26 protein-coding genes and 1 tRNA gene are annotated in these 26508 nt (G+C 72.2%); 13 read left to right on the top strand and 14 right to left on the bottom strand.

All coding sequences use genetic code 11. The annotated features are described in order from the left end of the window. Positions 1-40: 40 nt before the first annotated feature. Positions 41-1906 (top strand): D-glycero-beta-D-manno-heptose 1-phosphate adenylyltransferase, encoded by a 1866-nt coding sequence (rfaE2, locus tag PVK74_RS23465; protein WP_069088078.1) that lies wholly within the window; start codon positions 41-43, stop codon positions 1904-1906. Then, complete coding sequence (locus PVK74_RS23460; protein ID WP_069088077.1) at positions 1903-2775, top strand: glycosyltransferase family 2 protein; 873 nt, start codon at positions 1903-1905, stop codon at positions 2773-2775. Before rfaE2 ends, PVK74_RS23460 begins: the two co-directional genes overlap by 4 nt. Here PVK74_RS23460 and PVK74_RS23455 read toward each other — a convergent pair. The 3 genes from PVK74_RS23455 to PVK74_RS23445 are packed head-to-tail and all read right to left on the bottom strand — an operon-like array spanning position 2750 to position 4957. After that, positions 2750-3910, bottom strand: a complete 1161-nt coding sequence (locus PVK74_RS23455; RefSeq protein WP_064448864.1) for a glycosyltransferase family 9 protein — start codon at positions 3908-3910, stop codon at positions 2750-2752. The genes PVK74_RS23460 and PVK74_RS23455 overlap by 26 nt on opposite strands. A 7-nt stretch (positions 3911-3917) precedes the next feature. Next, on the bottom strand, positions 3918-4454 hold the full coding sequence (locus tag PVK74_RS23450; protein WP_043327210.1) for an Hsp20/alpha crystallin family protein: 537 nt from the start codon (positions 4452-4454) through the stop codon (positions 3918-3920). After that, entirely contained in the window at positions 4451-4957 is a 507-nt protein-coding gene (locus tag PVK74_RS23445) for a DUF2231 domain-containing protein (RefSeq protein WP_030503780.1), read from the bottom strand. The genes PVK74_RS23450 and PVK74_RS23445 overlap by 4 nt, the downstream gene beginning before the upstream one ends. Before the next feature lie 224 nt (positions 4958-5181). Here PVK74_RS23445 and PVK74_RS23440 point away from each other — a divergent pair, with 224 nt between their 5' ends. Further along, positions 5182-5745, top strand: coding sequence for a pyridoxamine 5'-phosphate oxidase family protein (locus PVK74_RS23440; protein WP_051611552.1), 564 nt, complete (start codon positions 5182-5184; stop codon positions 5743-5745). A 9-nt stretch (positions 5746-5754) separates the two neighbouring features. Here PVK74_RS23440 and PVK74_RS23435 read toward each other — a convergent pair whose 3' ends face one another. Then, on the bottom strand, positions 5755-6309 hold the full coding sequence (locus tag PVK74_RS23435; protein ID WP_244206298.1) for a DUF3592 domain-containing protein: 555 nt from the start codon (positions 6307-6309) through the stop codon (positions 5755-5757). A 63-nt stretch (positions 6310-6372) separates the two neighbouring features. Between PVK74_RS23435 and PVK74_RS23430 the strand changes: the two genes are divergently transcribed. After that, entirely contained in the window at positions 6373-7197 is an 825-nt protein-coding gene (locus tag PVK74_RS23430; protein WP_030503777.1) for a TrmH family RNA methyltransferase, read from the top strand. A 15-nt stretch (positions 7198-7212) separates the two neighbouring features. On the opposite strand, the gene PVK74_RS23425 is transcribed toward PVK74_RS23430, so the two are convergent. Then, positions 7213-7575: a winged helix-turn-helix transcriptional regulator gene (locus PVK74_RS23425; RefSeq protein WP_064448862.1), complete on the bottom strand. Its 363-nt coding sequence runs from the start codon at positions 7573-7575 to the stop codon at positions 7213-7215. 96 nt (positions 7576-7671) lie between these two features. On the opposite strand from PVK74_RS23425, the gene PVK74_RS23420 reads away from it, so the two are divergent. The 7 genes from PVK74_RS23420 to PVK74_RS23390 all read left to right on the top strand — a co-directional run bounded on the left by PVK74_RS23420 (position 7672) and on the right by PVK74_RS23390 (position 14572). Further along, entirely contained in the window at positions 7672-8553 is an 882-nt protein-coding gene (locus PVK74_RS23420; RefSeq protein ID WP_274477217.1) for an NAD(P)-dependent oxidoreductase, read from the top strand. 102 nt (positions 8554-8655) lie between these two features. Further along, positions 8656-9327: a hypothetical protein gene (locus PVK74_RS23415; RefSeq protein WP_051611275.1), complete on the top strand. Its 672-nt coding sequence runs from the start codon at positions 8656-8658 to the stop codon at positions 9325-9327. 342 nt (positions 9328-9669) lie between these two features. After that, the gene (locus tag PVK74_RS23410) at positions 9670-10074 is read left to right on the top strand and encodes a hypothetical protein (protein ID WP_274477216.1); all 405 of its coding nucleotides are present in this window, start codon (positions 9670-9672) and stop codon (positions 10072-10074) included. A 117-nt stretch (positions 10075-10191) separates the two neighbouring features. Beyond that, positions 10192-11307, top strand: coding sequence for an acyltransferase family protein (locus PVK74_RS23405; protein WP_274477215.1), 1116 nt, complete (start codon positions 10192-10194; stop codon positions 11305-11307). Positions 11308-11342: 35 nt separating this feature from the next. Then, entirely contained in the window at positions 11343-11912 is a 570-nt protein-coding gene (locus PVK74_RS23400) for an RNA polymerase sigma factor (RefSeq protein WP_043327218.1), read from the top strand. Then, the gene (locus tag PVK74_RS23395) at positions 11909-12691 is read left to right on the top strand and encodes a hypothetical protein (RefSeq protein ID WP_274477213.1); all 783 of its coding nucleotides are present in this window, start codon (positions 11909-11911) and stop codon (positions 12689-12691) included. The genes PVK74_RS23400 and PVK74_RS23395 overlap by 4 nt, the downstream gene beginning before the upstream one ends. A 636-nt stretch (positions 12692-13327) precedes the next feature. After that, a complete protein-coding gene (locus PVK74_RS23390; RefSeq protein WP_274479311.1) occupies positions 13328-14572 on the top strand; it encodes an IS701 family transposase in 1245 nt (414 codons plus the stop codon). Positions 14573-14730: 158 nt separating this feature from the next. On the opposite strand, the gene PVK74_RS23385 is transcribed toward PVK74_RS23390, so the two are convergent. The 3 genes from PVK74_RS23385 to PVK74_RS23375 form a co-directional block, all read right to left on the bottom strand. Next, complete coding sequence (locus tag PVK74_RS23385; RefSeq protein ID WP_274477212.1) at positions 14731-15879, bottom strand: hypothetical protein; 1149 nt, start codon at positions 15877-15879, stop codon at positions 14731-14733. After that, positions 15876-16382: a SigE family RNA polymerase sigma factor gene (locus PVK74_RS23380; RefSeq protein WP_274477211.1), complete on the bottom strand. Its 507-nt coding sequence runs from the start codon at positions 16380-16382 to the stop codon at positions 15876-15878. The genes PVK74_RS23385 and PVK74_RS23380 overlap by 4 nt, the downstream gene beginning before the upstream one ends. 708 nt (positions 16383-17090) lie before the next feature. Further along, positions 17091-17167: transfer RNA gene (locus tag PVK74_RS23375), tRNA-Thr, on the bottom strand. Positions 17168-17300: 133 nt separating this feature from the next. Here PVK74_RS23375 and PVK74_RS23370 point away from each other — a divergent pair. Then, positions 17301-19031, top strand: coding sequence for a metallophosphoesterase family protein (locus PVK74_RS23370; RefSeq protein WP_274477210.1), 1731 nt, complete (start codon positions 17301-17303; stop codon positions 19029-19031). 30 nt (positions 19032-19061) lie between these two features. Here PVK74_RS23370 and PVK74_RS23365 read toward each other — a convergent pair whose 3' ends face one another. The 6 genes from PVK74_RS23365 to tmk all read right to left on the bottom strand — a co-directional run bounded on the left by PVK74_RS23365 (position 19062) and on the right by tmk (position 25055). Next, positions 19062-19904: a PSP1 domain-containing protein gene (locus PVK74_RS23365; RefSeq protein WP_043327224.1), complete on the bottom strand. Its 843-nt coding sequence runs from the start codon at positions 19902-19904 to the stop codon at positions 19062-19064. Positions 19905-20163: 259 nt separating this feature from the next. Next, positions 20164-20832 (bottom strand): hypothetical protein, encoded by a 669-nt coding sequence (locus PVK74_RS23360; RefSeq protein WP_064448457.1) that lies wholly within the window; start codon positions 20830-20832, stop codon positions 20164-20166. After that, entirely contained in the window at positions 20832-21137 is a 306-nt protein-coding gene (locus PVK74_RS23355) for a hypothetical protein (protein ID WP_274477208.1), read from the bottom strand. The genes PVK74_RS23360 and PVK74_RS23355 overlap by 1 nt, the downstream gene beginning before the upstream one ends. 1 nt (position 21138) lies before the next feature. Further along, entirely contained in the window at positions 21139-21468 is a 330-nt protein-coding gene (locus tag PVK74_RS23350) for a YbaB/EbfC family nucleoid-associated protein (RefSeq protein ID WP_013473591.1), read from the bottom strand. Between the two features lie 135 nt (positions 21469-21603). Beyond that, entirely contained in the window at positions 21604-22902 is a 1299-nt protein-coding gene (locus PVK74_RS23345) for a DNA polymerase III subunit delta' (protein WP_064448456.1), read from the bottom strand. Next, on the bottom strand, positions 22899-25055 hold the full coding sequence (tmk, locus tag PVK74_RS23340; RefSeq protein ID WP_233514596.1) for a dTMP kinase: 2157 nt from the start codon (positions 25053-25055) through the stop codon (positions 22899-22901). Before tmk ends, PVK74_RS23345 begins: the two co-directional genes overlap by 4 nt. 217 nt (positions 25056-25272) lie before the next feature. Here tmk and PVK74_RS23335 point away from each other — a divergent pair, with 217 nt between their 5' ends. Next, complete coding sequence (locus PVK74_RS23335; RefSeq protein ID WP_210884349.1) at positions 25273-26481, top strand: amino acid deaminase/aldolase; 1209 nt, start codon at positions 25273-25275, stop codon at positions 26479-26481. Positions 26482-26508: the final 27 nt, after the last annotated feature.

Here is a 26508-nt window from a genome sequence, read left to right as displayed (position 1 = left end):
GTCGCGTTTGGCCCGACGGCGCGGGGGGATCCGCAGAGGCATGGCAGGAGCAGCAGCGGAAGAGCGCCGGCTGGCCACCGTGGTGGCGAGCTGGCAGCAGCGTCCCGTGCTGGTCGTCGGGGACGCCATGCTGGACGAGTGGCGGTTCGCCGAGTCGGAGCGGCTCTGCCGTGAGGCGCCCGCGCCGGTCCTCACCCTGCGGCGGCGGATCTCCGCGGCCGGGGGCGCCGCCAACACGGCGGTCAACGTGGCGGCGCTCGGTGGACGGGCGGCGCTCGTCGCCCCGGTCGGCGCCGACGTGGCCGGTGACGAGCTGCACGACTGCCTGGACCGCGCGGCGGTCTGGGACCGTACGGTGAGCCAGCCCGGCCGGCCCACGCCGGTCAAGCGGCGGATGCTCGCCGGCAACCAGATCCTGCTCCGTGAGGACTCCGGCGGCCCGGAGGACGCGCTGGACGACGACGGGGTGGCACGGCTGCTGACCGCCCTGCACTGCGCCACCGAGGAGCTGCGCGCGGTGGCCCCGGGACAGCCGCTCACGCTCGTGGTCTGCGACTACGGCCTGGGCGCCCTGCCCTCGGCGGTACGCGCCTGGCTGGTCGCCAACCGGGACCGCTACGGCACCGTGGCGCTGGACGCGCACGACCTGGCCGACTGGCGTGGACTGAACCCGACTGTGGTGACGCCGAGCTTCGCCGAGGCCACCCGGCTGCTGGCCCGCGCCGCCGCCGGTTTCGCACACGGCGAGCGCAACGCCGTACCCAATGGGGGTGACCTGCACCTGGACCACCCGGCGGAGGCCGACGGCCCGTCCGAGCTGATGGTCGGCGCGGCGCCCGGCGGGTCCGGCGACCGTGCGCCGGGCAGCCCGCACCCGACCTCGGGCGCGCCCGCCGCAGCGACGTCCGGCGGCTCGACCGGCCCGACCGGCGAGCCGACGCCCGGCGAGGAGCGGGTGGCGCTGACCGGGGACGGGCTGAGCGTCACCGGCACCGGCGTGACGGTGAGCGCGACCGCCGGCACCGGCGTGGACCGGGCCGTGCTGGCCGAGTCGCGCCTGCCCGAGCTGCGCGCGCACACCGGCGCGGACGTGGTGGCGGTGACCCTGGACACCGAGGGCGCGGTGGTCGGCGGCGCCGAGGGCGAGCCCCGGCGCAGCCACAGCACCCCGGTCCCGGCCAGTCACGCGGTGGGCGCCGGGGACGCGTACCTGGCGGCCATGACGCTGGCGCTCGCCGCCGACGCGGGCCTGCCCACCGCCGCCCAGCTCGCGCAGCTCGCCGCCACCATCACGGTCGCCGACACCGGCACCTGCGTGTGCCGCCGCGAGGACCTCCTCGCCGCGCTCGGCACCGGCCCGGACGACGGCGGGCACCCGGCGCTGGTCGGCGCCGACGAACTGGCCGCGCTGGTGGACGAGCACCGGCAGGCCGGGCGGTCGGTGGTGTTCACAAACGGCTGCTTCGACGTGCTGCACCCGGGGCACGTCCGCTACCTGACCCAGGCCCGCGCGCTCGGTGACCTGCTGATCGTGGCGGTCAACTCGGACGGCAGCGTCCGCCGGCTCAAGGGCGCGGACCGGCCGGTCAACCCGGTCGAGGACCGGATCGCGCTGCTGGCGGCGCTGGCCTGCGTCGACCACGTGGTGGTCTTCGAGGAGGACTCGCCGGCCCGGCTGATCGAGGCGGTCCGCCCCGACGTCTACGTCAAGGGCGGCGACTACCCGCCGGAGATGGTGCCGGAGGCGCCGCTGGTACGCCGGCTGGGCGGGCAGGTACGCACGCTCGGGTACGTGCCGGACCGCTCCACCTCGGCGATCATCGACCGCATCCGCGCCCAGTCGCTCATGAGCGAACGCACCGAGCGGAGCGAGGACAGTCCCGTGGGCGAAGGCAGGCCGGCGTGACGCGACCGCTCGACCCGGGCACGCCCGGGCAGTTCCGGCAGTGCCGCCGCCTCGACGTGCTCATTCCCACCCGCAATCGGCCCGCCGAACTGGCTGTCACGCTGTCCGGGCTGGCCGCGCAGGAGGGCGTACCCGGGTTCGGGGTGGTGGTCAGCGACCAGTCCGACGGCGAGCCCGCGTACGCGCATCCGGCCGCCGCCACGATGGTCCGGGCGCTGCGGCACCGGGGGCATCCGGTGCTGCTGACCCGGCGGCTGCCCCGTCGCGGCCTGGCCGAACACCGGTGCTACCTGCTGGCCCAGTCGGCCGCCGACGCGGTGCTCTGCCTCGACGACGACGTGTGGCTGGAGCCGGGCACGCTGTCCCGGCTGATGACCGCGCTGGACGAGCTGGGCTGCGGGTTCGTCGGCAACGCGGTGCACGGGCTCTCCTACGCCGACGACGTCCGCCCGGAGACGCACCAGCACTACGAGGAGTGGGCCGGGCGGCCGGTGCCGGAACGCATCATGCCGGGCACGCCGGAGTGGCACCGGGCGTCGATCCACCCGGCCGCGAACCTGCTGCACGTCACCGAGAAGCTGAACCTGCCGCCCGGGCAGTGGCGGGCGTACAAGGTCTCCTGGATCGGCGGCTGCGTGCTCTACGACCGGACGAAGCTGGTCGAGTCCGGTGGCTTCGACTTCTGGGAGCGGCTGCCCGACCGGCACCAGGGCGAGGACGTCGCCGCCCAGCTCGCCGTGCTGGAGCGCCACGGCGGCGCCGGCGTGCTGCCCAGCGGGGCCTACCACCTGGAGTCGCCGACCACAGTCACCGAGCGGGACGTGGAGGCGTGGGAAGTGGTGCTCAGCGAGTCGACGGCGGAGGTGTGAGCAGCTCGCGGGCCGCCTCGATCACCTCGGCCGCCGGCACGTCGGCCACGAACGACACCCGGTGCGGGCACTCCCCGTCGCCGGGCCGGTGCGGGTAGATCCCGGGTGTGCAGTCGACGCCGCAGACCGGGCAGTGGGTGGTCCAGGCGGCGATCGGGCGGTGCCGCCCACGCAGCGGCGACGCCCCGTTGATCAGGTTGCCGACCCAGAACACCCCGACGGTCGGCGCGCCCACGGCGGCGGCCAGGTGCAGCGGGCCGGTGTCGTTGGAGACCACGAGCGCGCAGTCCGCGTACGCGGCGGCCAGCGCGCCGAGGCTGAGCGTGCCGACCTGCGGACGCACCGGCACGCCGGCCGCCGCCACCACAGCGTCCACCGTCTCCTGCTCGGCGGGGGTGCCGGTGACAAGCACCTCGTACCCGTCGCCGACGAGCGTGCGGGCGACCTCGGCGAAGCATTCCGGCGGCCAGCGTCGCCGCGTGTCGGTGGCGCCCGGGTGCAGCGCCGCCCGGGGCCGGGTGGGCGGGCCGAGCACGGCGGCGGCCTCGGCCCGGTCGGCGGCGGTGACCGCCAGCGACGGGGTGATCGTGGTGGCGGGCGCGCCGACCAGCGCGGCGACCTCCAGGTAGCGGATCACCTCGTGCTGGTAGTAGACGTAGCGCAGCCAGCGGTCGAGCGGCGGCGCGCCCTCGGCCCGCAGGCCGGCGGTGACCCGCGCGCCCAGGCCCGCCACCAGCGGGTTGGAGTTCGCGCCACCGCCGTGCACCTGCAACGCCAGGTCGAACCGCTCGGCGCGGGCCGCGGCGAGGAAGCCCGGCACGTCGCCCGGCGACTCGCCCGGGCCCGGATCGCGGATGCCGGGCGCCGCCGGCACCACCAGCACCCGGTCCACCGGGCCGGGCCGGTCGCGCCAGAGCGCCGCGTGCCACGGTGCGCCGAGCAGCACGATCTCCGCCGACGGGTACGCCGACCGCAGCGCGTCCAGCGCCGGCAGTACGAAGATGAAGTCGCCGAGCGCGTTGGCGCGCAGCACGGCGATCCGCTCGACGTCGGGCACACGCTCGCCGACCGGGCCGAGCAGCGACGGCTCCGGGTCGCGGCGCGGCGGGTCGGAGTCACCCGACGGGCTGGTCACGCGGCCCCTACGGCCTGTCGATCTCGTCGAGCGCGGTGTCCGGGTGGTGCAGCTCCCGGTCCGCGGCCGGGTCGGCCGGCATCGGCGTACGGTCGACGCCCGCGCGCGGGCCGGTGCGGCCGACGGTGATGGTGCGCGGCGCGGGCCGGGCCGCCCGGGGCAGCCGCACCCGGAGCAGGCCGTGGTCCATCACCGCGTCGATCCGGTCCGGGTCCACCCGGGACGGCAGGTCGACGCGGTACTCGAAGCCGCGCGTGGTGAACCCGCCCGGGATGCCGTGGTCGGCATTGACCTCGGCTTCCGACCGGGCGCGTACGCACAGCTCCCGGTCGTCCAGCTCGACGGCCACCTCCTCCGGCGCCACACCGGGGAGCCGGACGACCACTTCCCAGCCGTCCGCCGTCTCGGCCAGATCCACGTCCTGGCTGCCGGAGCGTCCGCCGACCAGCCGGCTCAGCTCGGAGCGCAGCGACTGGAGCTCGCCCATCGGGTCCCAGCCCTGCTGGCGGCCACGCCAGCCCCGTCCGCTGCCCTGTTCCGTCATCGCGCGTCTCCGATCCGCTGGGTCGCCGAGGGGGGTCGCAGCGAGCTGGGCGCGTTGAGATCGTGCTCCGGGTCGACGCCGACGCCGAGGCGGTCCACCAGTTCACCGCCGAGCCACGCGCTGACGCCGAGGATCGCCAGGGCGACCACCTCGATGGCGACGAGCGCGCCCCCGGCCGCCCGCGAGTCGGCGTTGAGCCGGACCACCCAGACCGCGGCGAACAGCAGGATCACCGCCACGTTGGCGGCGGCGTGGGTGACACCGACCCGCTTGGCGCGGGTGCCGGCCGGCAGGGCGAGCAGGTCGAACGCCCCGGCCGCCGCGGCCAGCAGGCCGCCGATCAGACCGACGGTGATGTTCCAGTACGCGACTTCGGCCAGGAAGCCGGGCCCGCCCACGGTGTCCACCACGTCGAAGATCACGGCGGTCACGAAGAGCGCCACCGGAAACATCACGAGCATCGGGTGCACGGGATGGCCGAGCACCTTGAGCCGGCTCTCCATCTCGGCCTCCATCCGTCACGTCCGGCCGCACGCTGCGAACCGGTCCCTACCCGCCGGCCTCGGGGGCAAACCCGACACTCGACGCGCTCTCCTAGGCTGACCATGGCGGAACGCGGCCCGTCGCGGGCCGGAACCGTCGTGACGATCAACGGACGGGGGAGGAAGACGTGACGACCCGGGAGATCACCAGCGAGGCCGAACTACGCGAGCTGATCGGCACGCCGATGCCGCGCGCTGCCGCCAAGGACCGCCGTACGCTGCACGAACGCGACCGGGAGTGGCTCGCCGCGTCACCGTTCTGCCTGATCGCCACCGCTGGCGCGGACGGCACCTGCGACGTCTCCCCCAAGGGCGACCCGCCCGGCTTCGCGCTGGTGCTCGACGACACCACGATCGCGATTCCGGAGCGGCCCGGCAACCGGCGGGCCGACGGCTACCGCAACATCCTGGCCAACCCGCACGTCGGGTTGATCTTCCTGATTCCCGGCCGCACCGACACGCTGCGGATCAACGGGCGCGCCCGGCTGATCGCCGACGCGCCGTGGTTCGCCGACATGGAGGTCAAGGGCCACCGGCCGGTGCTGGCCGTCGAGGTCGCGATCGAGCAGATCTTCTACCACTGCGCGAAGGCGTTCCTGCGCTCCGAGCTGTGGCAGCCGGAGACCTGGCAGCCGGACGTGCTGCCGACCCGGGCCCGGCTGATCAAGGAGGTGGAGGCGCCGGCGGAGAGCCTGGCCGACCTGGAACGCCACTACGGCCCGGCGTACCTGGAGACCCTGTACCGCTGAGTCCCGTGGTCAGGGCCGGACGTTGCGCTTGCGCTTGCCCCGGCCCACGTACCCGCGACCGCCCGTCGCCGGCTCCACCCGGCGCGGCCGGTCGCGGCGCGGCGGGGTGACACGCCGACGCCTGATACCGGACAGGGCCAGCACCACCCCGACGCCCAGGGCGGCCAGCCCGACCACGCCGAGGACGCCCTGCACCCGGCCGCGGTGGCCGCTGAGCTGACCGAAGTCGGTGACGAAGTCACCCGGGTCCGCCGGGTTCACCCAGATCGACACCTCCGCTCCGGCGGCCCGGCACACCTCGAAGCAGGCCACCTCCTGCGCGTGCGTCCGGCCGTCCACCTCGTAGCTGAAGTACATGGTGCTCGACGAGGGACTCCGGTTGCCGCCGCTCTCCGTCACCTGGTCGACGACGACCGCCCGCGCGGGCGTACCCCGCTCGCGCAGCGTCACCGCCCAGTCGTCCAGCTCCATCTGGGTGTGGAACGGCAGCCACAGCAACGCGCCGCCGCCGACCACCAGCAGTACGCACGCGAGGCGGATCAGGAACGACCGGCGGATGATCACCCGGCCATCGTCGCCGGGGCCCGCAACCCCGGGACCGACACCGGATGGGGTTGAATCGGCTGCGTGGCGAAGACCTTGACGATCACCACCCGGAACGCGAGCTTCCAGCAGTGGCAGGCGCTGCTGACCAACCGCAACAAGCGCCAGCGTGCCGGGGAGTTCCTGGTCCAGGGGGTACGCCCGATCACCGTCGCCCTGGAACAGGGCTGGGAGATCCGGGCGCTGCTGTACCCGGACCGGCAACAGTTGTCCCGCTGGTGCCGGGAACTGCTCGACCGCACCGACGCCCGGCGGGTGGCCCTCGCGCCCGAGCTGATGCGGGAACTCAGCGGCAAGGAGGAGGAGTCCCCCGAACTGCTGGCCGTGGTGGCGCAGCCCGATGACGACCTGGCCCGCATCCCGGTCGGGCCCGACATGCTCGTGGTGGTCTTCGACCGCCCCAAGACCCCGGGCAACATCGGCACGCTGATCCGGTCCGCCGACGCCTTCGGCGCGTCCGGCGTGGTGGTCACCGGTCACGCCGCCGACCCGTACGACCCGAAGGCGGTACGGGCCAGCACCGGGTCGCTGTTCGCCGTACCGGCCGTGCGCGTCCCCAGCCACCACGCAGTCCTCGACTGGGTCGCCGCGGTGCGGAAGGCGGGACCACAGATCCAGATCATCGGTACGGACGAACACGGCGACGTGGACGTAGCGGAGCACGACCTGACCGGGCCCACTCTCCTGCTCGTCGGCAACGAGACGCACGGACTCAGCAAGGGCTGGCAGGAGGCGGCCGACCGGATGGTACGCATCCCGATCGTCGGGGCGGCCAGTTCGCTGAACGCGGCGGCGGCCGGGACGGTGGCGCTGTACGAGGCCGCCCGCCAGCGCGCGAAGCAGCGGTGACGCCTGGGCCCGCCGCTACGAGGCGGCCGTGCCGGTTGCGGTCCTCGACGGCCGCTCGCGTCCCCACGCGGCCAGCGGTTCGAGCGCATCGTTGAGGCGTACGCCGTCCTCGGTCAGCGAGTACTCGACGCGGGGCGGTACCTCGTCGTAGGAGACGCGGCGCACGACGCCGTCCGCCTCCATCTCGCGCAGGTGGGCGGCCAGCACCTTCTCGGTGATCCCCGGCAGCAGCCGGCGCAACTCGCCGAAGCGGCGGTACGGGTGCTCGTGGAGTGCCCAGAGGATCAGCACCTTCCACTTGCCCCCGATCACCTCCATCGCGGCGTCGATCCCGCAGACATGGCCGTCCGGTGCGCCCGGCCGGTTCAACGTCGTCATGCCCCACCCTTCCGACCTGCTCGCTCACCTCAGAGTAACCACCTACTCCGAAGTGCGTACTTGTTCACCTGCGGGCCTGCGACCAGCCTTTTCGGCATGGCACACGACACTGTGGAGAAGACGCCCGTGACGCTGCTGGGCCTCGGCGCGATGGGCGCCGCGCTGGCCCGCGCCTGGCTCGCCGCCCGCCACCCGATCACCGTCTGGAACCGCACCCCGGCCCGCGCCGCGGCGATCTCCGCCGAGGGAGCGACGGTCGCGAACAGCGCCGCCGAGGCCGTCGCCGCGAACACCCTTGTCGTCGTCTGCCTGCTGGACGACGCCTCGGTCGAGGAGGTGCTGGCCGGCGCCGACCTGGCCGGCAGGGACCTGGTCAACCTGACCACGGGTACGCCCGCCCAGGCCCGCGCCCGAGCCGACTGGGCCCGCGAGCGCGGCGCCCGCTACCTGGACGGCGGAATCATGGCCGTCCCTCCGATGATCGGCGTGCCGGACGCCGGCGGCTACGTCTTCTACAGCGGCTCCCGCGAGCTGTTCGAACGGCACCGGGAGACGCTCGCCGTCCCCGCCGGCACCACCTACGTCGGCCGGGACGCGGGCTTCGCCGCCCTGCACGACATCGCCCTGCTCAGCGCCATGTACGGCATGTTCGCCGGGGCAGCGCACGCCTTCGCCCTGATCCGCCGGGAGGACATCGACCCCGCGTCGCTGGCCCCGCTGCTCGCCGACTGGCTCGTCGCGATGGCCCCGACCGTTCACCAGACCGCCGACCAGCTGCGCAGCGGCGACTACACGAAGGGCGTCGTTTCCAATCTCGCCATGCAGGTGGCCGGCACACCGACGTTCCTGCGCACCGCGGCAGAGCAGGGCGTCAGCCCGGAACTGCTCAGCCCCTACTTCGAGCTGATGCGCCGCCGCCTGGCCGAGGGCAGCGGCGAGGAGGACCTGACGGGCGTCATCGACCTGCTGGTGCGCTGACCGCCGCGGACCGAGACAACCCACGTGGACCGCCGATACGCCGATGGTGATCCCGGCTGTTCCCCTGATGAGAATTCCCAGCGACGCAATGACGATCGTGCGATGCGACAGAAGCATCCGCAGCGCGTACCCGATCGTGCCGGCCCGACCGGCGTCGAGGGCAAGTTGCCGGTCGCCCGCTGGCGGCGCGTCCTGGCGGTTCTCGCGCCGGTGATCGCGGCAGTGCTCGGCGCCGCGATGGCCACGCAGTGGGAGGTCGGCGGCGGCCGAGCCGTCAGCTCCCTACCCGCTCCGTCGCGATGGATGGCCGAGAACCTGCCGTTGTTCGACGGTGGGGAGCCGGCGTGGATCTGGCGCGGGCCCTTCTTCGTGTCCGTGCTGCTGGCGCTGCCGCTCGTCCGGACGGTCACCGGCCACGCCACCGCGATGCCCCGCCGCCTCACGAGGTACGGGCTCCTCACCGCAGGCATCGCTATCGGCCTGGAATACAGCACCCCCGGGTACGGGTGGTTGTTCGACCTCGTGGCCCTGTTGACGGCGCTGGTGGGCACCGTCTGGTGCGGGCTGCAGGGGCTGCGTCGCGGCGTGCTGCCGCGCCGCGTCGCATGGGCGCTCGTCGCGGCACTGCCGTTGACGCCACCAGCCGGCTTCCTCACGTTCTGGTACCTGCCGCCCGGCCTGACCATGGGCTTGCTGCTGGCCTGGGCCGCTGCCGCCGTCTTGTCCGGCTCCCCCGCACCATCACTTGGAGGTGTACGTGGCTCTGTTCGGTGACGACCTGGACGCCGTCGCCAACCGGCTGGGCAAGGCGGTCGCAACGCGAGATGCGGATTGGATGCGGGCCGCTCACCTCGGGCTCGTGGGTCTGCGTGGGGTTGCTCTGACCGGCCAACTGCGGCGCACCGTAACAGGCGGTTACGACATGGGTCGGGTGCCGTCAGCGCCTGCGGCTTTCCTTGGCTGCACGGATGGCTAGGGAGCCATCGGCCGCCGCAACGATCCGCTGACACGTTGTCGCTCCCTCCCCGTAGCCTGCCCGGCAGAGTCCGTACGACGGAGGGTGCGTTGTCTGCTGTCGCGTCACTGACCCTGGTTCCCAGGAGAAGCATCCCCGAGTTGGCCCACCTCGCCCGCACATCGTCGTCGTCACTCGGCTCCTACCTCGCCGAACACGGACGCGAGCCGCGGGAGGAGTACGACTGGTCCGGGTACTGCATGCTGCACGTCTTGAGCTATCTGGAGGAGCGCGACGTAGACCTGGAGCAGTCGGAGTTCGATGCCGAGTCGGCGGCCATCAACAAGGTGCACGACCTGACCGTGCTCATCACTCCCGCACACAAGCGGTTCCTGGATCAGCTCGACCCCGCCGGGCACGGCGAGGCGGAGTTGGCCGCCCACTTCGAGGAAATGGGGCTGGACTTCGAGGAGAGCGGCACGGCCGGTTTGGATGGGCTGAGGCTGTTGCGCGACAGCATCTCCGAACTCCGCGACGACCAGGTGTTGCTGCTGCGCATCGGCTGAGGCCAGAGGCGCCAGATCTGGTCGAACCACCCGTGACGGTGATCACCTGTAGCACTTGACGCGGTGCTGCACATGTCTGTCCTGGATGCAGTCGTGTGTCCAGGACAGGAGCAGAGTATGACGACCGCGGTGCTCGACCGCGCGCCGACGACGCCGCCCGTCAGCAGCCCTCCCGGGCGGGCGCCCCGGTTGTACGTGCTGGACGGGTTGCGGCTGATCTGTGCTCTTGCGGTGGCCGGATACCACTTCGGCGACTCATGGAGGTTGGACGGCGTGCGCCCGCCGGCATACTTCCTGCCGGACGCGGCACCGGTGCTGATCTATGGCTTCCTCGGTGTCGAGACGTTCTTTCTGATCAGCGGATTTGTGATCCTCATGAGCGGCTGGGGGCGCACCGTTCGCGAGTTCGCTGCCTCCCGCGTCGCGCGACTCTATCCGGCGTTCTGGGTGTGCGTGCTGACCACGACAGCCGTATCGGCAGTGCTGCCGATCAGCGGCGGGCTGCCTTTCCCACCTCTGCCGGACGGGTGGGGCGTGCTGGTCAACCTGACCATGTTGGCGGAGCCCCTCAACACGCCGCTTGTCGACACCGTGTACTGGACCCTCTGGATCGAGCTCCGGTTCTATCTGATCGCGGCGTGCATTCTTGCGGCCAAGCCGACCGAGCGGGGAGTAAAAATATTCGCTGCCGTGTGGCTGGCAGTCGCCGTGGTCATGCCCGTCTTCCGGGGTGCCGCCCTGGACGAGGTCGTGATGTCCGACTTCGCGCCGTACTTCATCGCCGGAATCACCCTGTTCCTGCTTCGCCGCAACCGATCCGATCCATGGCTGTGGGTGCTGCTACTCGCCACGTGGCTGGTCAGCCTGCAGCGCGTGTACGGGCGGACCCTGGAGTTGAAGCCCGGCTTCGAGGTGCCCGTCTGGCCGGCACCGGTACTGCTCACCGGGGTGTACCTTCTGATGCTCGTCATCGCGCTCGGCTACACCGACCGGGTGAGAATGCGCTGGCTGGCCATTGCGGGTGCCATCAGCTACCCCTTCTACCTCTTGCACCCGCGCATTGGATACAGCGTGATCCGCAACGTGTACGAGGAAACCAACCTTCCCGCGTCGATACTGATCGGCGGCACCGTGCTTGGGCTGCTGGCGGCAGCCTGGCTTGTCCATCGCTTCGTCGAGCGCCCACTCGCACCCTTGATCCGCGGCTTCGTATTGGACCGGCGACGACTATGAGCACCAGACGCCACGCGCCGAACACGAGGAAGGGTGTGGATCCGACGACCGCGGAGGCCGATTCCGCCTTCCGCGAGCTGTTCGAGGCCGCGTATGACGATTTGCTGCTCTTCGTCGAACGCCGTGCACACCTCGCCGTTGCCGAAGACGTGGTCGCCGAGACGTTCTTGATAGCGTGGCGCCGCTTGGACGAAGTACCGAAGTCACTCGGCGAGGCCCGCGCCTGGCTGTTCACCGTCGCCCGCAATGTTCTGCACAATCGGCAGCGCAGCGACCAGCGGCAGCAGAGCCTCGCGCTTCGCGTCCTCCAGGAACCCGATGCTCCGAGCAGCGCCGAGGCCGACCTCGCGGCTACCCGCGTCGACCTGGTGAAGGCTTGGCAGCGCCTGTCATCGGCCGATCAGGAAGTGCTGACGCTGACCGCGATCGAAGACCTCACCGGGCCGCAGGCAGCACACGTACTGGGCATTTCCCGGCCCGCGTTCAGTTTGCGCCTGCTGCGCGCCCGTCGCCGCCTGCGTCAGCATCTTGGTCAGCGGCCGATCAGCGAACCCACAAACGTCCCTGCACCGGCCGGCCCTTCACGACGCGGAGGCTCCGCATGACCCACGACGACGTCCTCGCCCGGACAATCCGCTCTGCCGCCGTCCCGGTGCCCGCACGCGTCGCGCAGGAACCCGCGCGAGAATTGCTCGAGCGGATCGTCGCCACTGATCGGCGACCGCGCCCGGCACCAGCGCGCACACCGCACCGTCGGCCTCGCCTGGCGATCGCGGGCGCAGCCGGAGCGCTCGCCGCCGCTGTCGCCTTCACCCTGACATTTCTCAACGCTGGTCCCGCGTTTGCGTCGTGGACGCCCGAGCCGAGTCCGATCTCGGATACCGAGGCCCGCGACATCGCCGGCAAATGCCTGCCTGCCCAGGACGCGAGCGTCGCAAGGGTGGTCATCGGTGAAAAACGCGGCGAGTACGCATACGTGAACGCCGTGTCGCCGGCTGGAAGCCAGACATGCTTCCGCGATCGCAACGGGGACGTGACGAATACCAGCATCCTGACCGTGCTGACCAGCACCGAGCGGCTCGGCGCCGGGGGTGTCGAGCTGTACTCGTGGGGTCAGCTACGCACCGACGAAGGCTACGTCCGGATCATGGCGGGACACGTCGGCTCACAGGTGACGAGCGTGGAGATCAACTTGCGGACCGAGGATGGCGATTCGTCACGGACGGCGCGGGCAACCGTTCGCGACGGTTACTTCGGCGCCTGGTACCCCGAAGGCCTCGATGAGTCGAGCAGCAACACCACCACACTGACCGTCCACCTCGCAGACGGCAGCGCGGTGATCCTGTCCGCCCGCGAACTGTACGAACAACCGAAGCTGGACTGAGGGTGGCTCGGCAGGCCCCGCCCGCCGGGATGCCGGCTGGCGGCATGTCCTCGCACCGTCACCGGCCCGACCTGTGCGGGTAGGCCCGGGACCTGCCTGTCGTACCCCGTGGCGACCACCCGACGTACCACGTACTGGCCGGTTTGCTATCGATCAGCGGCGTCACGGCCGGATAGATGGCCTCGTGCGCCTGGCGCAATGCCTCAACATCCCCGGAGTTCACGGCCTCGATCCATGCCACGAAAATCGGTCGCAGTGGTTGGAATGCAGGCTCTGGCCGAAAGCGCGGATCCAGGGGAAGTCGAGCTCTCGCTCATCGACCTCACCGACGCCTCGAGAAACGGCGAAGCCCAGGCCGATGACCTGGGCTTCTGTACCGAGCCGCCTGACGGAATCGAACCGTCGACCTACGCATTACGAGTCGGTCCCCCGGTGCTGGTCCGCCGCTTGGTCCTCTCCTCGGCCTAGTACTCCAGCCGGGGATGTTGACCTCGGCTGAGCTGCGGTTCGGTGCGGTGGGGGTACGAGGGCAGCCACCGTCGATCATGGGCGGTTGTGTGGACTGACCATGATGCAGCGGTGGCTGCCGGATACAGGGTAGACGCCCAGCGGTGGCGGGTGTTGTTCGACGACCTGATGTTGACGGTCGGGCAGCGTTTCCGCAGGCCCGAGCCGCGTCGGCGGGTGTGTGACTTCGTTCGGGGGCTGTTGGCGCCGCTACCGCGGAAGAACTGCTGGAGCATCGCCGAACACGCCGGGGACGCCGGCCCGGACGGGATGCAGGACCTGCTGACCCGGGTGACGTGGGACGACGCCGAGGTTCGTGCCGATGTCCGCGAGTTCGTCGGTGAGCATCTCGGTGATGGTGAGGCCGTGCTGGTCATCGATGAGACGGGTGATCTGAAGAAGGGTCGGCACACCGTCGGGGTGCAGCGGCAGTATTCGGGCACCGCCGGGAAGATCGAGAACTGCCAGCTCGCCGTGCACCTGGTCTATGCCACCGAGGCTGCTCACGCGATGCTCGACACGGCCCTCTACCTGCCGAAGTCGTGGTGCGACGACCCCGAACGACGTGCCGAGGCCGGTGTCCCTGAGCAGGTGCGCTTCGCGACGAAACCACAGCTGGCGGCCCGCATGATCGCCGCCGCGGTCACCGCTGGGCTGCCGTGCCGGTGGGCGGCCGGCGACGAGGCCTACGGCAACGACCCGCGGCTGGCCGCCCGGCTGCGTCAACTACGACTGGGCTATGTCCTGGCCGTGGCCTGCTCACATCAGGTGATCACCGGCCTCGGCGTCTACCGCGTCGACGCCCTCGCCGCCGAGCTTCCCGACACCGCCTGGCAGCGAATTTCCGCCGGCCGGGGCGCAAAAGGCCACCGCTACTACGACTGGGCCTTCATCGCCCTGCCCCACGCCATCGATGACCAGAGCGGGCACCACTGGCTGCTGATCCGCCGCAGCCGTCGCACCGGTGAGCTGGCCTTCTACCGCTGCTGGTCACCCGAGGTCGTCGCGCTCGGCACTCTCGTCGCGATCGCCGGCCGCCGCTGGAAGATCGAGGAATCGTTCCAGGCCGCGAAGACCGGCCTCGGCCTCGACCAGCACCAACACCGCCGCTGGACCTCCTGGCACCGCTGGAACACCCTGGCGATCCTCGCCCACGCGTTCCTCGCCGCCGCGACCGCCGAGCACCGCAACCACTACCAGCCGGTCGGGCTGATCCCGCTGACCGTCAACGAGCTACGCCACCTGTTCCACATCCTGATCATCGAGCCCACCCGCCGGCGCTGCGACCCGCTGCTCTGGTCAATCCGCCGACGTCGCCACCAAGCCAAAGCCATGACCAGCCACTACGCCCGGCAAGCCCTCATCGAGCCGTGATCACGATCCCCGGCTGGAGTACTAGTGCTGGAGTCCGCGATTGTCCGCTGTCGTTCGCTGGGTTGGCTGCTCGACGTGACCGTCTGATCGGCGTCGGGCCGGGCTGGCGGGTCACTAGCCGGTCCGGCGGATCGCTCACCGCAGCCGGACCGTTCGGGTCAGCTGGCGGCGCCGCGAGCGAGGCCAACCCGCCAACCGGGTACGGTGAAGCTGTCGGCGATGACCGTGACCGTGACCCGTTGCCCGGTCCGGGCAGGCACCTTGAACCTGGGCGGCAGGTCGTATTCAACGGCCAACGCGCCACCCGTCGAGCACTCGCCGCTCCAGTCGTAGAACGCTCGCCGCTCAACCTCCTTTCCGTCGACCAGTACGCGGATCCGGCCGGGCGCCACGGCGCAGATGAAGATGTCGAGCTGCAACGGCATGGCCAAGTCGAGGTGGTGGGATCCGTTCGGAGATGCAAGGGCGCGGGCGTCGAGCTCACCGAGTTGATCAGGGAATGGCTGAGCCGGATTGCCAGTCACCAACTCCCCTGCCGTGTCCAGATCGACCAACTCCGCGGGCCGAGGCGGTATCGGGAATTGCTCGAACGGCACCGGCGTGTAGACACCGACCGCCATCGTGCCGGTGAGGCGGCTCGGGTCACCCGGCCGCGCGTCCCTGTTGTCGGCGACCAGCGGCTTGCCGATCTTGACGGTGACCGTCACCGGTTTTCCCGCCCGAACGCCAAGATCGCTCCACTGTTCATAATGCCCATTCATCCCGGCGCCGACCAGCACTGTGCCGGGCTGCGGCGACGAGCTGCAGTCACCAGTGCCGATCACGGCCTTGCTGACCGTGACCTGAATCAGGTGGTCGGATCGGCCCGGAGCCGAGCCCGCGCCCAATCGATCGTCGCATCGGATGCCCAGCTGGAAGTCTGCCGTCTGGGGGGTGAAGGTGAAGGTGATGCTTGACTGCCGTGGCAGCGTCATCTCGCGCGCCAGGATCCGGCGATATCCGCGGAGATACTCGGGCAGCAGTTCGTCGGCCGGTGGAGGCACCGGGCTGGCCGTGGCCGTTGGAGCCGGGGCGGCCGAGGTGATGCTGGCCATGGGCGACGGCGTCGAGTCGGCGGGTTGACGTGTGACCAGGCCGACCGACGTCCCGGTGGTCACCAGCAGTACGGCGGCGACGACGCCCGCGGCGCGGACCCGTCGCTGCCGGGCAATGCGACGGTGCAGCATGCCCACACGGTCCACGCCGGTCGGAATTTCAGCGCTCTGCGTCGTCAGGAGACGGCGCAGGCGCTCCTCTTCGACGGTCAAGGGAGGAGCTCCTTCTGGTCTGGGCTATCGACTAGCGCGGGATGCGTGCGGAGCTTCGCCAAACCCTTGCTGGCCTGGCTCTTGACGGTGCCCACGCTGATGCCGAGCGTCTCGGCGATTTGGGCCTCGGTGAGGTCCTCGAAGTACCGCAGCACGATGACTGCCCGCTGCCGTCGCGGGAGTTCGGCGAGCATCCGCCACAACGCATCTCGTTCGACGTACTCCGTCACTCGGTCGGCTGCTTCGATGCGTTCGGGCAGCGCCTGCGGGATCTCGCCGGTCCAGCGGCGACGGCGCCAGGAGACGTAGGTGTTGACGATGGTCCGGCGGATGTACGCCTCGGCGTCGCCGTGCACCCGATGCCACGCGAACCAGGCCTTCACCAGAGCCGTCTGCAGCAAGTCCTCGGCCGCCGCCCAGTCGCAGGTCAGCAGGTAGGCGACCCGCAGCAATCGGGGCGATCGGTCGACCACAAATTGGTCGTATTCGGTTCGGTCGGCCAACCGTCCTCCTCCGTCGGGCCTGCCCCTCATCTACGCCTTGACTCGATGCGACGGTTGCCCCGGCGTCAACGCCCAGGTCATCACCGACTCAGCAGCCGGCTTGCGTGGATCTCACCCGCAGCGCCCGCCCAGCATCCTCCGTCGGACATGACCCCGGCGGGGGATGCGGACTCGAACTCTTGACGGCTCCCGAACCGTGCTGACTGGCATCGGCAAGCAGCTGAAGGCCGGCGCCTCTTGATGCTCCTGGTCATCCCTGCTCAGGCTTCGTGCTGTCTTCTTGCTGCCTCGCCGCTGCGGACGTCTCGCCGTGCTGCGCCACCATGCTCACGACCGGCATTGATCGCCCAAGCTGGGGCAGCACGGCCAGCACAACCAATGCTTCACCAGGCCCAAGGCGGCGGAACGGTTCGACGCTGACAGCTGGGCTGATCCGGCTCTGGTCTTCGCGACAGCCGTTGGCACGCCCATCCATCCGCGCAACGACCACCGGTCGTTCCGGGAGATCATCCGGCCGGCGGGCCTACGTCACCCTCAACATCTACGCCCACGTTGCTCCGGAGATCGCACGGGAAGCGGCTTCGCGGCTGGAGGGGCGCGGTGGTCGGATGAATAGGTCGGCTGCTCGCTTGGCTGCTCGGCCCTGCGACGGTAGGCGAAAGGCCCAGGTCATGATCGGCGATCAAGCCGGTGACCTGGGCCTTTCCGTGGAGCCGCCTGACGGAATCGAACCGTCGACCTACGCATTACGAGTGCGTCGCTCTAGCCGACTGAGCTAAGGCGGCAACGATCGTAAAGTGTACGGCACTCCCCGGCCGAAGCCGAACCGGATCCCCCCGCCTCCGAACCCGGACACCGAGCCACGTCCGCCCCGTCACGGGAGAGACTTCGCGCCGCGTCCCGACTACCCTGCGGCGGGTGACCGACGAACCGCCGCGGCCAGCGGCCCCCGAGGCGCATCCCGGCGAGCGCGCCACCCGCCGCCCCCGCAAGATCGACCCGCAGGAGTTGGGCTTCACCCCGCGCCGGCCGGTGCCCTGGCTCGCGCCGCTGCTGTTGATCAGCACCGGCCTGCGTACGCTGCTGGCGATGCTGTTCGGGGCGTACCTGGACAAGCGCGAGCTGCAGAACGCGTTCGGCGACGGCACGTTCCGGCAGGTCGGGCCGGACGGCGGGCTCTGGCTCGACTACGTGGCCGACCTGGGTGACGGCTTCGACGCCACGTACTCGGTGGCGTACCTGCTCGCCCAGCCGGAGCTGACGGTGGACGGGCACCGGCTTCCGCGGGCGCAGACGCTGGTGATGGGTGGTGACCAGGTCTACCCGGCGGCGGGCTACGAGGCGTACGAGGACCGCTGCAAGGGCCCGTACCAGTCCGCGCTGCCGGTCGCTCCGCCGGAGAAGCCGACGCTGTTCGCGGTGCCGGGCAACCACGACTGGTACGACGGGCTGACCGCGTTCCTGCGGCTGTTCGTGCGCACCCGGGACCGGCACTTCGGCGGCTGGGGCACCGGCCAGTCCCGCTCGTACTTCGCGGTCGAGCTGCCGGCCGGCTGGTGGCTGCTCGGCCTCGACGACCAGTCCGGGTCGTACCTGGACGACCCGCAGCTCACCTACTTCGACGAGGTGGCCCGCAAGCTCACCCCGGAATCCAAGGTGATCCTGGCGGTGCCGGCGCCGACGTGGGTCAAGGCCGTGGACCACCCCAACGCGTACGACTCAATCGACTACTTCATCCGTACCCTCGTCGCGCCGACCGGCGCGCAGGTGCGGGTGCTGGTCTCCGGCGACCTGCACCACTACGCCCGTTACGCCGGGACGGACCGGCAGCTCGTCACGTGCGGCGGTGGCGGCGCCTACCTCTACCCCACGCACCGGCTGCCGGAGAAGCTGGAGGTGCCGCCGCGTGACACGCTGACCCGGCGGGCCAGCAACACCCGGGAGTACGACCTGGCCGCGCGCTACCCGGACAAGGCCCGCTCCCGCCGGTACGGCTGGGGCATCTTCGCCCGGCTGCCGTTCCGCAACCCGGGCTTCACCACGCTGCTCGGCACCCTGCAGACGCTGCTGATGCTGGCCATGGCCGGCGTGGCGGTGCAGCGGGTGGGCACCACCGAGCAGCGGCTGTTCAGCGTGCCGCTGGCGATCATGCTGGTGGTGGCGATGATGGGCGCTGTGTTCTTCGCCAAGCCGCCGACGGCGGGCGGGAAGCGGCACGCCCGCCACTGGATCCTCGGGGTGGCGCACGGACTGGCCCAGATAGCTCTCGCCGCCGGCGGCACGTGGGTCTGGTTGCAGCTGCCGTTCTACGACTGGCCGTGGCCGCTGCCGGCGGTCGCCGCAGCGGTGCTCTACGGGCCGGTGAGCGGTCTGGTCGCCAGCCAGCTCGTCGCGCTGTACCTGCTGGTGGCCGGCGCGTTCGGGGTCAACCTGAACGAGTTGTTCGCCGCCCAGGGCATCGAGGACTCGAAGGCGTTCCTGCGGTTCCGGATCGACCCGGACGGCACGTTGACGATCTACCCGATCGCCGTGGACAAGGTGTCCCACGACTGGCAGCTCAACCCCGACCAGTCCCCCACCGCCTCCTGGCTGACCCCGAAGACCCCGCTGACCCCCCGCCTGGCCGAACCCCCGATCGTCATCCGCTGACCCCTGATCGCCGCCGAAGGGGCGGGAGGGTCAGGGCTGGGGGTAGTGCTGGTCGTGGGCCTGTCTGGGGCCGCAGACCGACGCGCGGGAGCACATCGAGCGGGAGCCGTCGGCGTCCAGGCGGACCGTCACCGCGTCGCGCGGGACGCTGTGGCCGACCACCTTGCCCTCACCCTGCGGCGTGGACACCCGGCTGCCGACCGCGGGGGCCGTCTCCTGGAACTTCTGGTACAGCGGGTGCTCGTACTTCAGGCAGCACATCAGCCGCCCGCACGCGCCGGAGATGCGCAGCGGGTTGAGCGGCAGGTCCTGGTCCTTCGCCATCCGGATGGTCACCGGCTCGAAGTCGGTCAGGAACGTGGCGCAGCACAGGTCACGCCCGCAGGAGCCGATGCCGCCCTGCACCCGTGCCGAGTCGCGGGCGGACAGCTGCCGCAGCTCGACCCGGCAGTGCAGGGTGGCGCCCAGGTCCCGGACCAGGGAACGGAAGTCGACCCGGTGCGGCGCGGTGAAGTAGATGGTGGTGCGGTCGCTGCCGTTCTCCGGCGTGGCCAGGACGTGGTCGACGGCTACCACCTTCATCGGCAGGCCGTGTTCGCGGATCAGCCGCTTGGCGGCCACCTTCGCCTCGGCCTTGCGCCGGCGCAGCATCTCGTCGCGGCGCAGATCGTCGTCCTCGGCGAGCCCGGCGAGTTTCGGGAATCCGTCGGTGTCCTCGGTGACCCACTGGGCCGCCCAGACGCACTCGGCCACCTCGGGTCCCTCGTCGGTGGGCACCAGCACCCGGTCGCCCACCTGCGGGCGCAGCTCGCCCGGGTCGAGGTAGTAGAGGCGCCCGTACCGGTTGAAACTGACCGCGCAGAGCATGCCCATGCGCCCCACCCTACGCGGATCGGGGCCCGCCGTACGGCGGCCGGTCGCCGTACGGTCACCGACAGCGGCGATCGGCTCCGTCGACCCGGCCGAATCGCCCCTTCGCCTCGCCCGGACGGCTGAAACCTCGCCCGCCGCCGGGACAAGCGTCTGCCGACAGCGTTGAGTGAAGACATACCTGCGGGGGGTGCAGGGGAAGTCCACGGCGTCGCCGCCGTTGCCCGGCCACGGCCGGTCCGGCGCGCGGCGCCGTGGACCGTCAGTAGCCGATTCGGGTGGTGCCGCCGTAGTGCGGCGCGACCGCCGGCCGATCCCGCCAGACCGTCTCCGCGAGGCTCGGCCCCCACTGACGCAGCAGCGTCTCGGCGCCGTCGTAGGCGACTCCGAGCACGCCCAGGATCCGGGTGGCGATCTCGGCCGCGGCCGACGCCCCGGCCGGTCCGGCGTGGACGCCGGGCCGGGTCGCCGCGTGCACGGCGACCGCTTCGGACGAACCCAGCACCTCGGCCAGCGCGCGGGCCAGCGCGACCCGGCTGCCCTCCACCCAGCCGGCCAGCGCGTCCGCGTAACTCGCCGTCGACTCCAGCCGCCCGACCAGGCTCTCCGGCCCCTCGTCCAGGTGCCGGAGCAGTGTTGCGCGCGCCTCGTCGTACGCCGACGCGGCGGCGCCGGACCAGGCGACCTGGTCGCCGAGCAGGGCGCAGGTGTCGTCGTACCCCCGGACGAGCCGGCGCACGGCGTGGCCGGCGTCGGTCAGCGGCGCGGGGTGCAGGTCGAGGAACTCGCGCACGGCCGCGCCGGGGAGCACCTGCATGCGGCGCAGCAGCGGCCAGAGGCGGTGGCCCTCGGGTGCGCCGGCGGCGAGCAGCGTGTCGACGCGGGCGAGCAGGTCGAGCCCCGGCTCCGCGAGGCGGTCGAGCGCGTCCATCAGGCCTCCCGGGCCAGCCGCCGGGCCACGCCGTCGTCGGCGGCGGCATAGCGGTCGGCGGCGCGGCGCAGCGCCGCCGCGGCGGCGGCCAGCCGGACGGCGGCAGCCTGTGCCTCGCGCGCTCGGTCGGCGGTGGCGGCGGTCCACTGCCGGTGCAGCGCGCGGCCCACCTCACCGGGCCGGCCGGCGGCGTGCGCGCCGAACGCGGGGTGCGGCGGGTCGGTGGCGGTGACCGTGCGGGCCAGCGTGGCGAGGGTCGCGCCGGCCTCGTCGAGGCGGGCGGCCAGGGCGCGCAGCGTCTCCATGTCAGGCTCCCGCCAGCGGCCGGTAGGCCGCGAACGTCTCGTTGTGCAGCTTCTCCCGCGCCCACTGCGCCGCGTCGGCGGCGGCGGTGACCGCCGCCTGCACCGACCCGGCCACGTCACGTGGGCTGCGGTGGTGCAGCGGCCCGAGGAAACGCACGTCGGTGATGCGCCCACCGGCTGTCACCACCACCTCGACAAGGCCGTCGGGCGAGCGGACGGTGACCTCGACAGTGGCCACCGCCTGGTCGAACTCGGCCTGCAGGTTCTCGATGCGGCGGTAGCGCCGCACCGCCTCCTCGATCCAGGCCTCGTCGATCTCGCCCCGCGGCATCGGCGGACTCCTCCCGGCCGGTCGGCCCCAACATCACTGAGCGTGCCGCCTCGATCACGGCGGCATCACCGGGGACCGTACCGCACGCCAATCGCGCGTGTCGATGCCCTGTGGACAGCGTGGAGCGGGCGTGGGTCAGCCGCGCCAGAGGGCGAGCATCATCGCCTCCACCGCGATTCGCGGCTTGACGTTCGCCTCGATCGCCGCCCGGCACTCCAGCACCGCCTCCAGGCGGCGCAGCGAGCCCTCGGCGTCCCACTTCTGCGCGCCCGCGCCGGCCAGCGCCGCGGTGTCGGTGTGCACCGGGGCGACCGGCGCCCGCAACGCCATGGTGAGCGCATCGCGGTAGAACCCGGCCAGGTCGACCAGCGCCCGGTCGAGCGCGTCCCGCTGGGCACGGGTGGCCCGCGACTTCTGCCGCTTCTCCAGATCCTTGAGCTGGCCGGCCGCGCCGCGCATGGCGCCGGCCGCGCCCCGGCCGGTGCCGCCCGCACCGAGCGCGGTCTGCAACGCCGTACGCTCCGCCTCGTCGATCTCGACGACCGAGGCGGCGGCCTCCGCCTCGGCGGCCTCGATCAGCGCCGAGGCGGCGTCGAACGCCGCGCCCACGCCGGTCAGCCGGCGCGGCACGGCCAGCACCGCGTCGCGCCGCTGCCGGGCCTCCGGGTCGCGGGCCAGCCGCCGAGCCCGGCCCACGTGCCCCTGCGCGGCCGCCGCGGCCCACTCGGCCACGTCCGGCGCGATGCCGTCCCGGCGGACCAGCACCTCGGCCACCGCGGCCGGCGGCGGCTGGCGCAACGGTACGACGCGGCAGCGCGACCGGATGGTCACGGAGATGTCGTCGGGGTGGGTGGACGGGGCGCAGAGCAGGAAGACGGTACGCGGCGGCGGCTCCTCGATCGCCTTGAGCAGCGCGTTGCCGGCGGCCTCGGTGAGCCGGTCGGCGTCCTCGATGATCACTACCTGCCACCGGCCGCCGGACGGCGTGCTCGCCGCCCTGAGCACCAGCGCGCGCATCTCGCCGACACCGATGGAGAGCCCGTCCGGAACGACGAGGCGCACGTCGGCGTGCGTGCCGGTGAGCGTGGTGTGGCAGCCGGGGCAGCTGCCGCATCCGGTGCCGTGCACGCACTGCAGGGCGGCGGCGAACGCGCGGGCGGCCACCGACCGGCCGGATCCGGGCGGCCCGGTGAAGATCCAGGCGTGGGTCATACCGGCGCCGGGATCGGCTTCAGCGGCGGGTGCCGGAGGCGGGTCGGCGTCGGTGCCGTCGAGCTCCTCGGCGAGCGCGTCGAGGTCGTCGTACCCGCCCGCCGGCGCGCCGGCCGCGACGGGCACGGCGGCGCGCAGCAGCGCGGCGGCCGAGGCGGCGGCCCGCCGCAGCGTGTCCACCGCCTCGTCCTGCCCGACCAGATCGCCGAAGACGTCGGTCATCTTCGGGGTTGCTCCATCGTCACCAGCTCCGCGTCGGATAACTCAGGCTGGACCGAGGTGTCCGGGCCCTGCGCCGGACGCGGGTGCACGATCCCGCCCGGGTCGGCGAGGAGCTCACCCACCCGGCGGGCCACCGCGTCGGCGATCTCGTCCACCGGCCGGGACGCGTCGAGCACGAGGTAACGCTTCGGGTCACCGGCGGCCAGGTCGAGGAAGGCGTACCGGACGCGCTCGTGGAACGTCAGCGACTCGGCCTCCAGCCGGTCGGCCCCCTCGTTGCGCGTCTCCACCCGGCTCAGGCCGGTACGCGGCTCGACGTCGAGCAGCACCACCAGGTCGGGCTTGAGGCCGCCGGTGGCCCAGGACGAGAGCCAGGAGACCTCGTCCACCGGCAGCGTCCGGCCGGCGCCCTGGTAGGCCAGTGACGAGTCGACGTACCTGTCGCTGATCACCACCGCGCCGCGCACGAGCGCCGGGCGGACGACAGTCGCGACGTGGTGCGCCCGGTCGGCGGCGTAGAGCAGCGCCTCGGCGCGCGGCGACGGCGCCTCGTCCGTGCCGGTGTCAAGCACCAGCGAGCGGATCCGCTCACCGACCGGTGTGGCGCCCGGCTCGCGGGTGACCACCACGTCCCGCCCCTGCGCGCGCAGGCGCTCGGCGAGCACGGCGAGCTGGGTGGACTTGCCGGCGCCCTCGCCGCCCTCGAAGACCACGAAGAGACCGCTGGAGACGAACGGCTCGGCCGGCATCAGCGGGCGGCCCCGGATCGAGCCCCACAGGTCGGCGAGGACCGGCACGCCCTTCTTGTCGTCCATCTGGCCGAACGCGCTGATGCCGGCGATGATGCCGGCCGCGCCGGCGGCGAGCAGCAGCAGGCGCGTCGAGGAGATGGAGATGCCCAGGTCGGCGATGGTGAGCTGGCGGGAGCCGCCGACGCCGACCAGGAGGCTGCTGAGCGCGATGGCGAGGATCAGCACCAGCCGGGTGCCGATCTGCACCACCGCGAAGACGCGCCCGCGTACCTCGTCGGCGACCTCGCCGCCGAGCAGCGTGGTGCCGGCCAGGAACGCCATGCCGGCGCCCGCGCCGACCAGGATCGCGCCGAGGATGGCCATCGACAGGTGGATGGCGAACGCGAGCACCAGCACCGAGGCGCTGGCGAGCACGATGCTCATGCCGAACCAGCGGCGGCGGGACATGTCCCGCACGATCATCGGACCGAGGCCGATGCCGAGCGCCAGGCCGACGAAGATCGCGCCGAAGAGCAGCGAGAACGCGGCGTCACCGGCGCCGAGCGAGTTGGCGAAGAACTTGGCCGTGCCGACCACGATGCCGCCGCCGGCGAACGCGCCGAAGATGCCCAGCACCAGGCCGCGGACGAGCGGGGTCTGGCCGATGTACTTCCAGCCCTCGGAGAACTGCCGGAACATGCTCTGCTCGGAGCGCTCGGCCTCGCCGCGCTGGGCGTGGCTGATCTCCTTGATCCCGAACGCCACCACGAGCGCGGTGGCCAGCCGGGAGAACGCGTTGAACCAGAGCGCGAGCTGGGCCGGCTCGGCCCAGTTCGGCAGGTCGCCGCCGACCGCGCCGCGGACGCCGCGGTCCAGCACGGCCAGCGCGATGGCCGCCGCAACCGGCGTGAGGCCGTACGTGGTGATCAGCGTGAGCTGGTTCGCCGCTTCCAGCCGGGTACGCGGGATGAGGTTGGGGACCGCCGCTTCCTTGGCCGGGATCCACATCAGCGTGATCGACTCGATCAGGAACGTGGCGATCAGCGCCCAGCCGACCACCAGCCCGCCCGCGGCGCCGGTCAGCGCGTAGAGCGGGATCGAGGCGAACAGCACGAAGCGCAGCAGGTCGCAGATGACCATCGTCCACCGGCGGTCGAACCGGTCGGCGAACACGCCCGCCACCGGGCCGAGCACCAGCGCCGGGAGCAGCCGGATCGCTGTCACACCGCCGAACGCGGCGCCCTGGGCGGTGCTGCCGGAGACCTGGGAGGCGGCGAACAGCGCGGTGGCGAGCAGACCGAGCCAGTCGCCGAAGGAGGCGGCGCTGAGTACGATCCACAGCCTGCGGAACGGCCGGATGCGCAGCACCGAGCGGATGGCGGCGACGCCGGAGTGGTCGGCGGCTGTCCCGGGCGACGACACGCCGGGCGACTCGCCGTTGTTCTGGCTTTCGATGGCCGTACCTCCACGTGCCGGCCCAGGTTTGGGCATCCCCGGTGGAACACTCTAGTCGCGTGGGAGGAGTGGTCCTGCGCGACATTCACCTGCTCGCTGAGCCTAGGCCGCCGGGACCACCGCCCGCAGCCCGGACAGACGCGAGGGTATTTCGCATTCTCGCCCAGACAGTTAGCGTGCAGACGTGGCCATCGACCGTGACAAACTTCGCGAGCGTCTCGACCGGGCGACCGCTCACCTCGACCCGCCGTACGCGGTGGTCGACCTCTCCGCGTTCGACGCCAACGCCGGCGCGCTGACCGGCCGGGCCGACGGCAAGCCGCTGCGCGTGGCGAGCAAGTCGGTACGGGTCCGCGAGCTGCTGACCCGCGTGCTCGGCCGCCCCGGCTGGCAGGGCGTGATGGCCTTCACCCTGCCCGAGGCGGTCTGGCTCGCCCGCTCCGGCGTCAGCGACGACGTGCTGGTGGCGTACCCGACGGCGCACCGGGCCGGCCTGGCAGAACTGGCCGCCGACCCGGCGCTCGCCGACGCGGTGACGCTGATGGTCGACGACCCCGCCCAGCTCGACCTGATCGACCAGGTCTGCCCGCCCGCGCGCCGCCCCGCGCTGCGGGTCTGCCTCGACCTGGACGCCTCCTGGCGGCCGCTGCGGGGCCGGGTGCACGTCGGCGTGCGCCGCTCCCCGGTGCACAGCGCCACGGCGGCCGGCGCGCTCGCCGCCGCCGTCGCCGCCCGGCCGGGCTTCCGGCTGGTCGGCCTGATGTCGTACGAGGCGCAGATCGCCGGTCTGGGCGACGCGCCACCCGGGCAGGCGGTGCTCGGCTCGGCGATCCGGGTCGCGCAGCGCGGGTCGTACCGGGAACTGCTGGCCCGCCGCTCGGACGCGGTCGCCGCGGTACGCGAACACGCCGACCTGGAGTTCGTCAACGGCGGCGGCACCGGCAGCGTGGCCGCCACCAGCGCCGACCCCGCGGTCACCGAGGTCACCGCGGGCTCCGGCCTGTACGGGCCGACGCTGTTCGACGCGTACCGTGCCTGGCGGCCGACCCCGGCGGCGTTCTTCGCCTGCGCGGTGGTCCGCCGCCCGGCGCCCGGGCTGGCGACGGTGCTCGGCGGCGGCTGGATCGCCTCCGGCCAGGCGGCGAGCAGTCGGCTGCCCCGGCCCTGGCTGCCGGACGGCCTGAAGCTGCTCGGCGCGGAGGGCGCCGGTGAGGTGCAGACGCCGCTCGCCGGGGACGCCGCGGACGACCTGCGGGTCGGTGACCGGGTGTGGTTCCGCCACGCCAAGGCCGGCGAGATGTGCGAGCACGTCAACGAGGTGCACCTGGTCGACGGGGACGCGGTGGTCGCGACGGTGCCCACCTACCGGGGCGAGGGCCACGCCTTCCTCTGACCCGCCGCCGGCGTGACGACGGCGGGC

Origin of the sequence: Micromonospora chalcea, from assembly GCF_028768405.1 — a bacterium.
Classification (GTDB): Bacteria; Actinomycetota; Actinomycetes; order Mycobacteriales; family Micromonosporaceae; genus Micromonospora; species Micromonospora chalcea.
This window is presented reverse-complemented; position numbering and strand designations above follow the sequence as displayed.

Bases quoted from the DNA above. Each gene is read 5' to 3' on its own strand.
- PVK74_RS23345 (WP_064448456.1), bottom strand. From the start codon at position 22,902: ATGACCGACGTCTTCGGCGATCTGGTCGGGCAGGACGAGGCGGTGGAC.
- PVK74_RS23440 (WP_051611552.1), top strand. From the start codon at position 5,182: ATGCCGCGCGCTGCCGCCAAGGACCGCCGTACGCTGCACGAACGCGAC.
- PVK74_RS23365 (WP_043327224.1), bottom strand. From the start codon at position 19,904: ATGGGCATGCTCTGCGCGGTCAGTTTCAACCGGTACGGGCGCCTCTAC.
- PVK74_RS23420 (WP_274477217.1), top strand. From the start codon at position 7,672: ATGGCACACGACACTGTGGAGAAGACGCCCGTGACGCTGCTGGGCCTC.
- PVK74_RS23405 (WP_274477215.1), top strand. From the start codon at position 10,192: ATGACGACCGCGGTGCTCGACCGCGCGCCGACGACGCCGCCCGTCAGC.
- PVK74_RS23425 (WP_064448862.1), bottom strand. From the start codon at position 7,575: ATGACGACGTTGAACCGGCCGGGCGCACCGGACGGCCATGTCTGCGGG.
- PVK74_RS23415 (WP_051611275.1), top strand. From the start codon at position 8,656: ATGCGACAGAAGCATCCGCAGCGCGTACCCGATCGTGCCGGCCCGACC.
- PVK74_RS23450 (WP_043327210.1), bottom strand. From the start codon at position 4,454: ATGACGGAACAGGGCAGCGGACGGGGCTGGCGTGGCCGCCAGCAGGGC.
- PVK74_RS23360 (WP_064448457.1), bottom strand. From the start codon at position 20,832: ATGGACGCGCTCGACCGCCTCGCGGAGCCGGGGCTCGACCTGCTCGCC.
- PVK74_RS23350 (WP_013473591.1), bottom strand. From the start codon at position 21,468: ATGCCGCGGGGCGAGATCGACGAGGCCTGGATCGAGGAGGCGGTGCGG.
- PVK74_RS23445 (WP_030503780.1), bottom strand. From the start codon at position 4,957: ATGGAGAGCCGGCTCAAGGTGCTCGGCCATCCCGTGCACCCGATGCTC.
- PVK74_RS23355 (WP_274477208.1), bottom strand. From the start codon at position 21,137: ATGGAGACGCTGCGCGCCCTGGCCGCCCGCCTCGACGAGGCCGGCGCG.
- rfaE2 (WP_069088078.1), top strand. From the start codon at position 41: ATGGCAGGAGCAGCAGCGGAAGAGCGCCGGCTGGCCACCGTGGTGGCG.
- PVK74_RS23390 (WP_274479311.1), top strand. From the start codon at position 13,328: ATGTTGACGGTCGGGCAGCGTTTCCGCAGGCCCGAGCCGCGTCGGCGG.
- PVK74_RS23395 (WP_274477213.1), top strand. From the start codon at position 11,909: ATGACCCACGACGACGTCCTCGCCCGGACAATCCGCTCTGCCGCCGTC.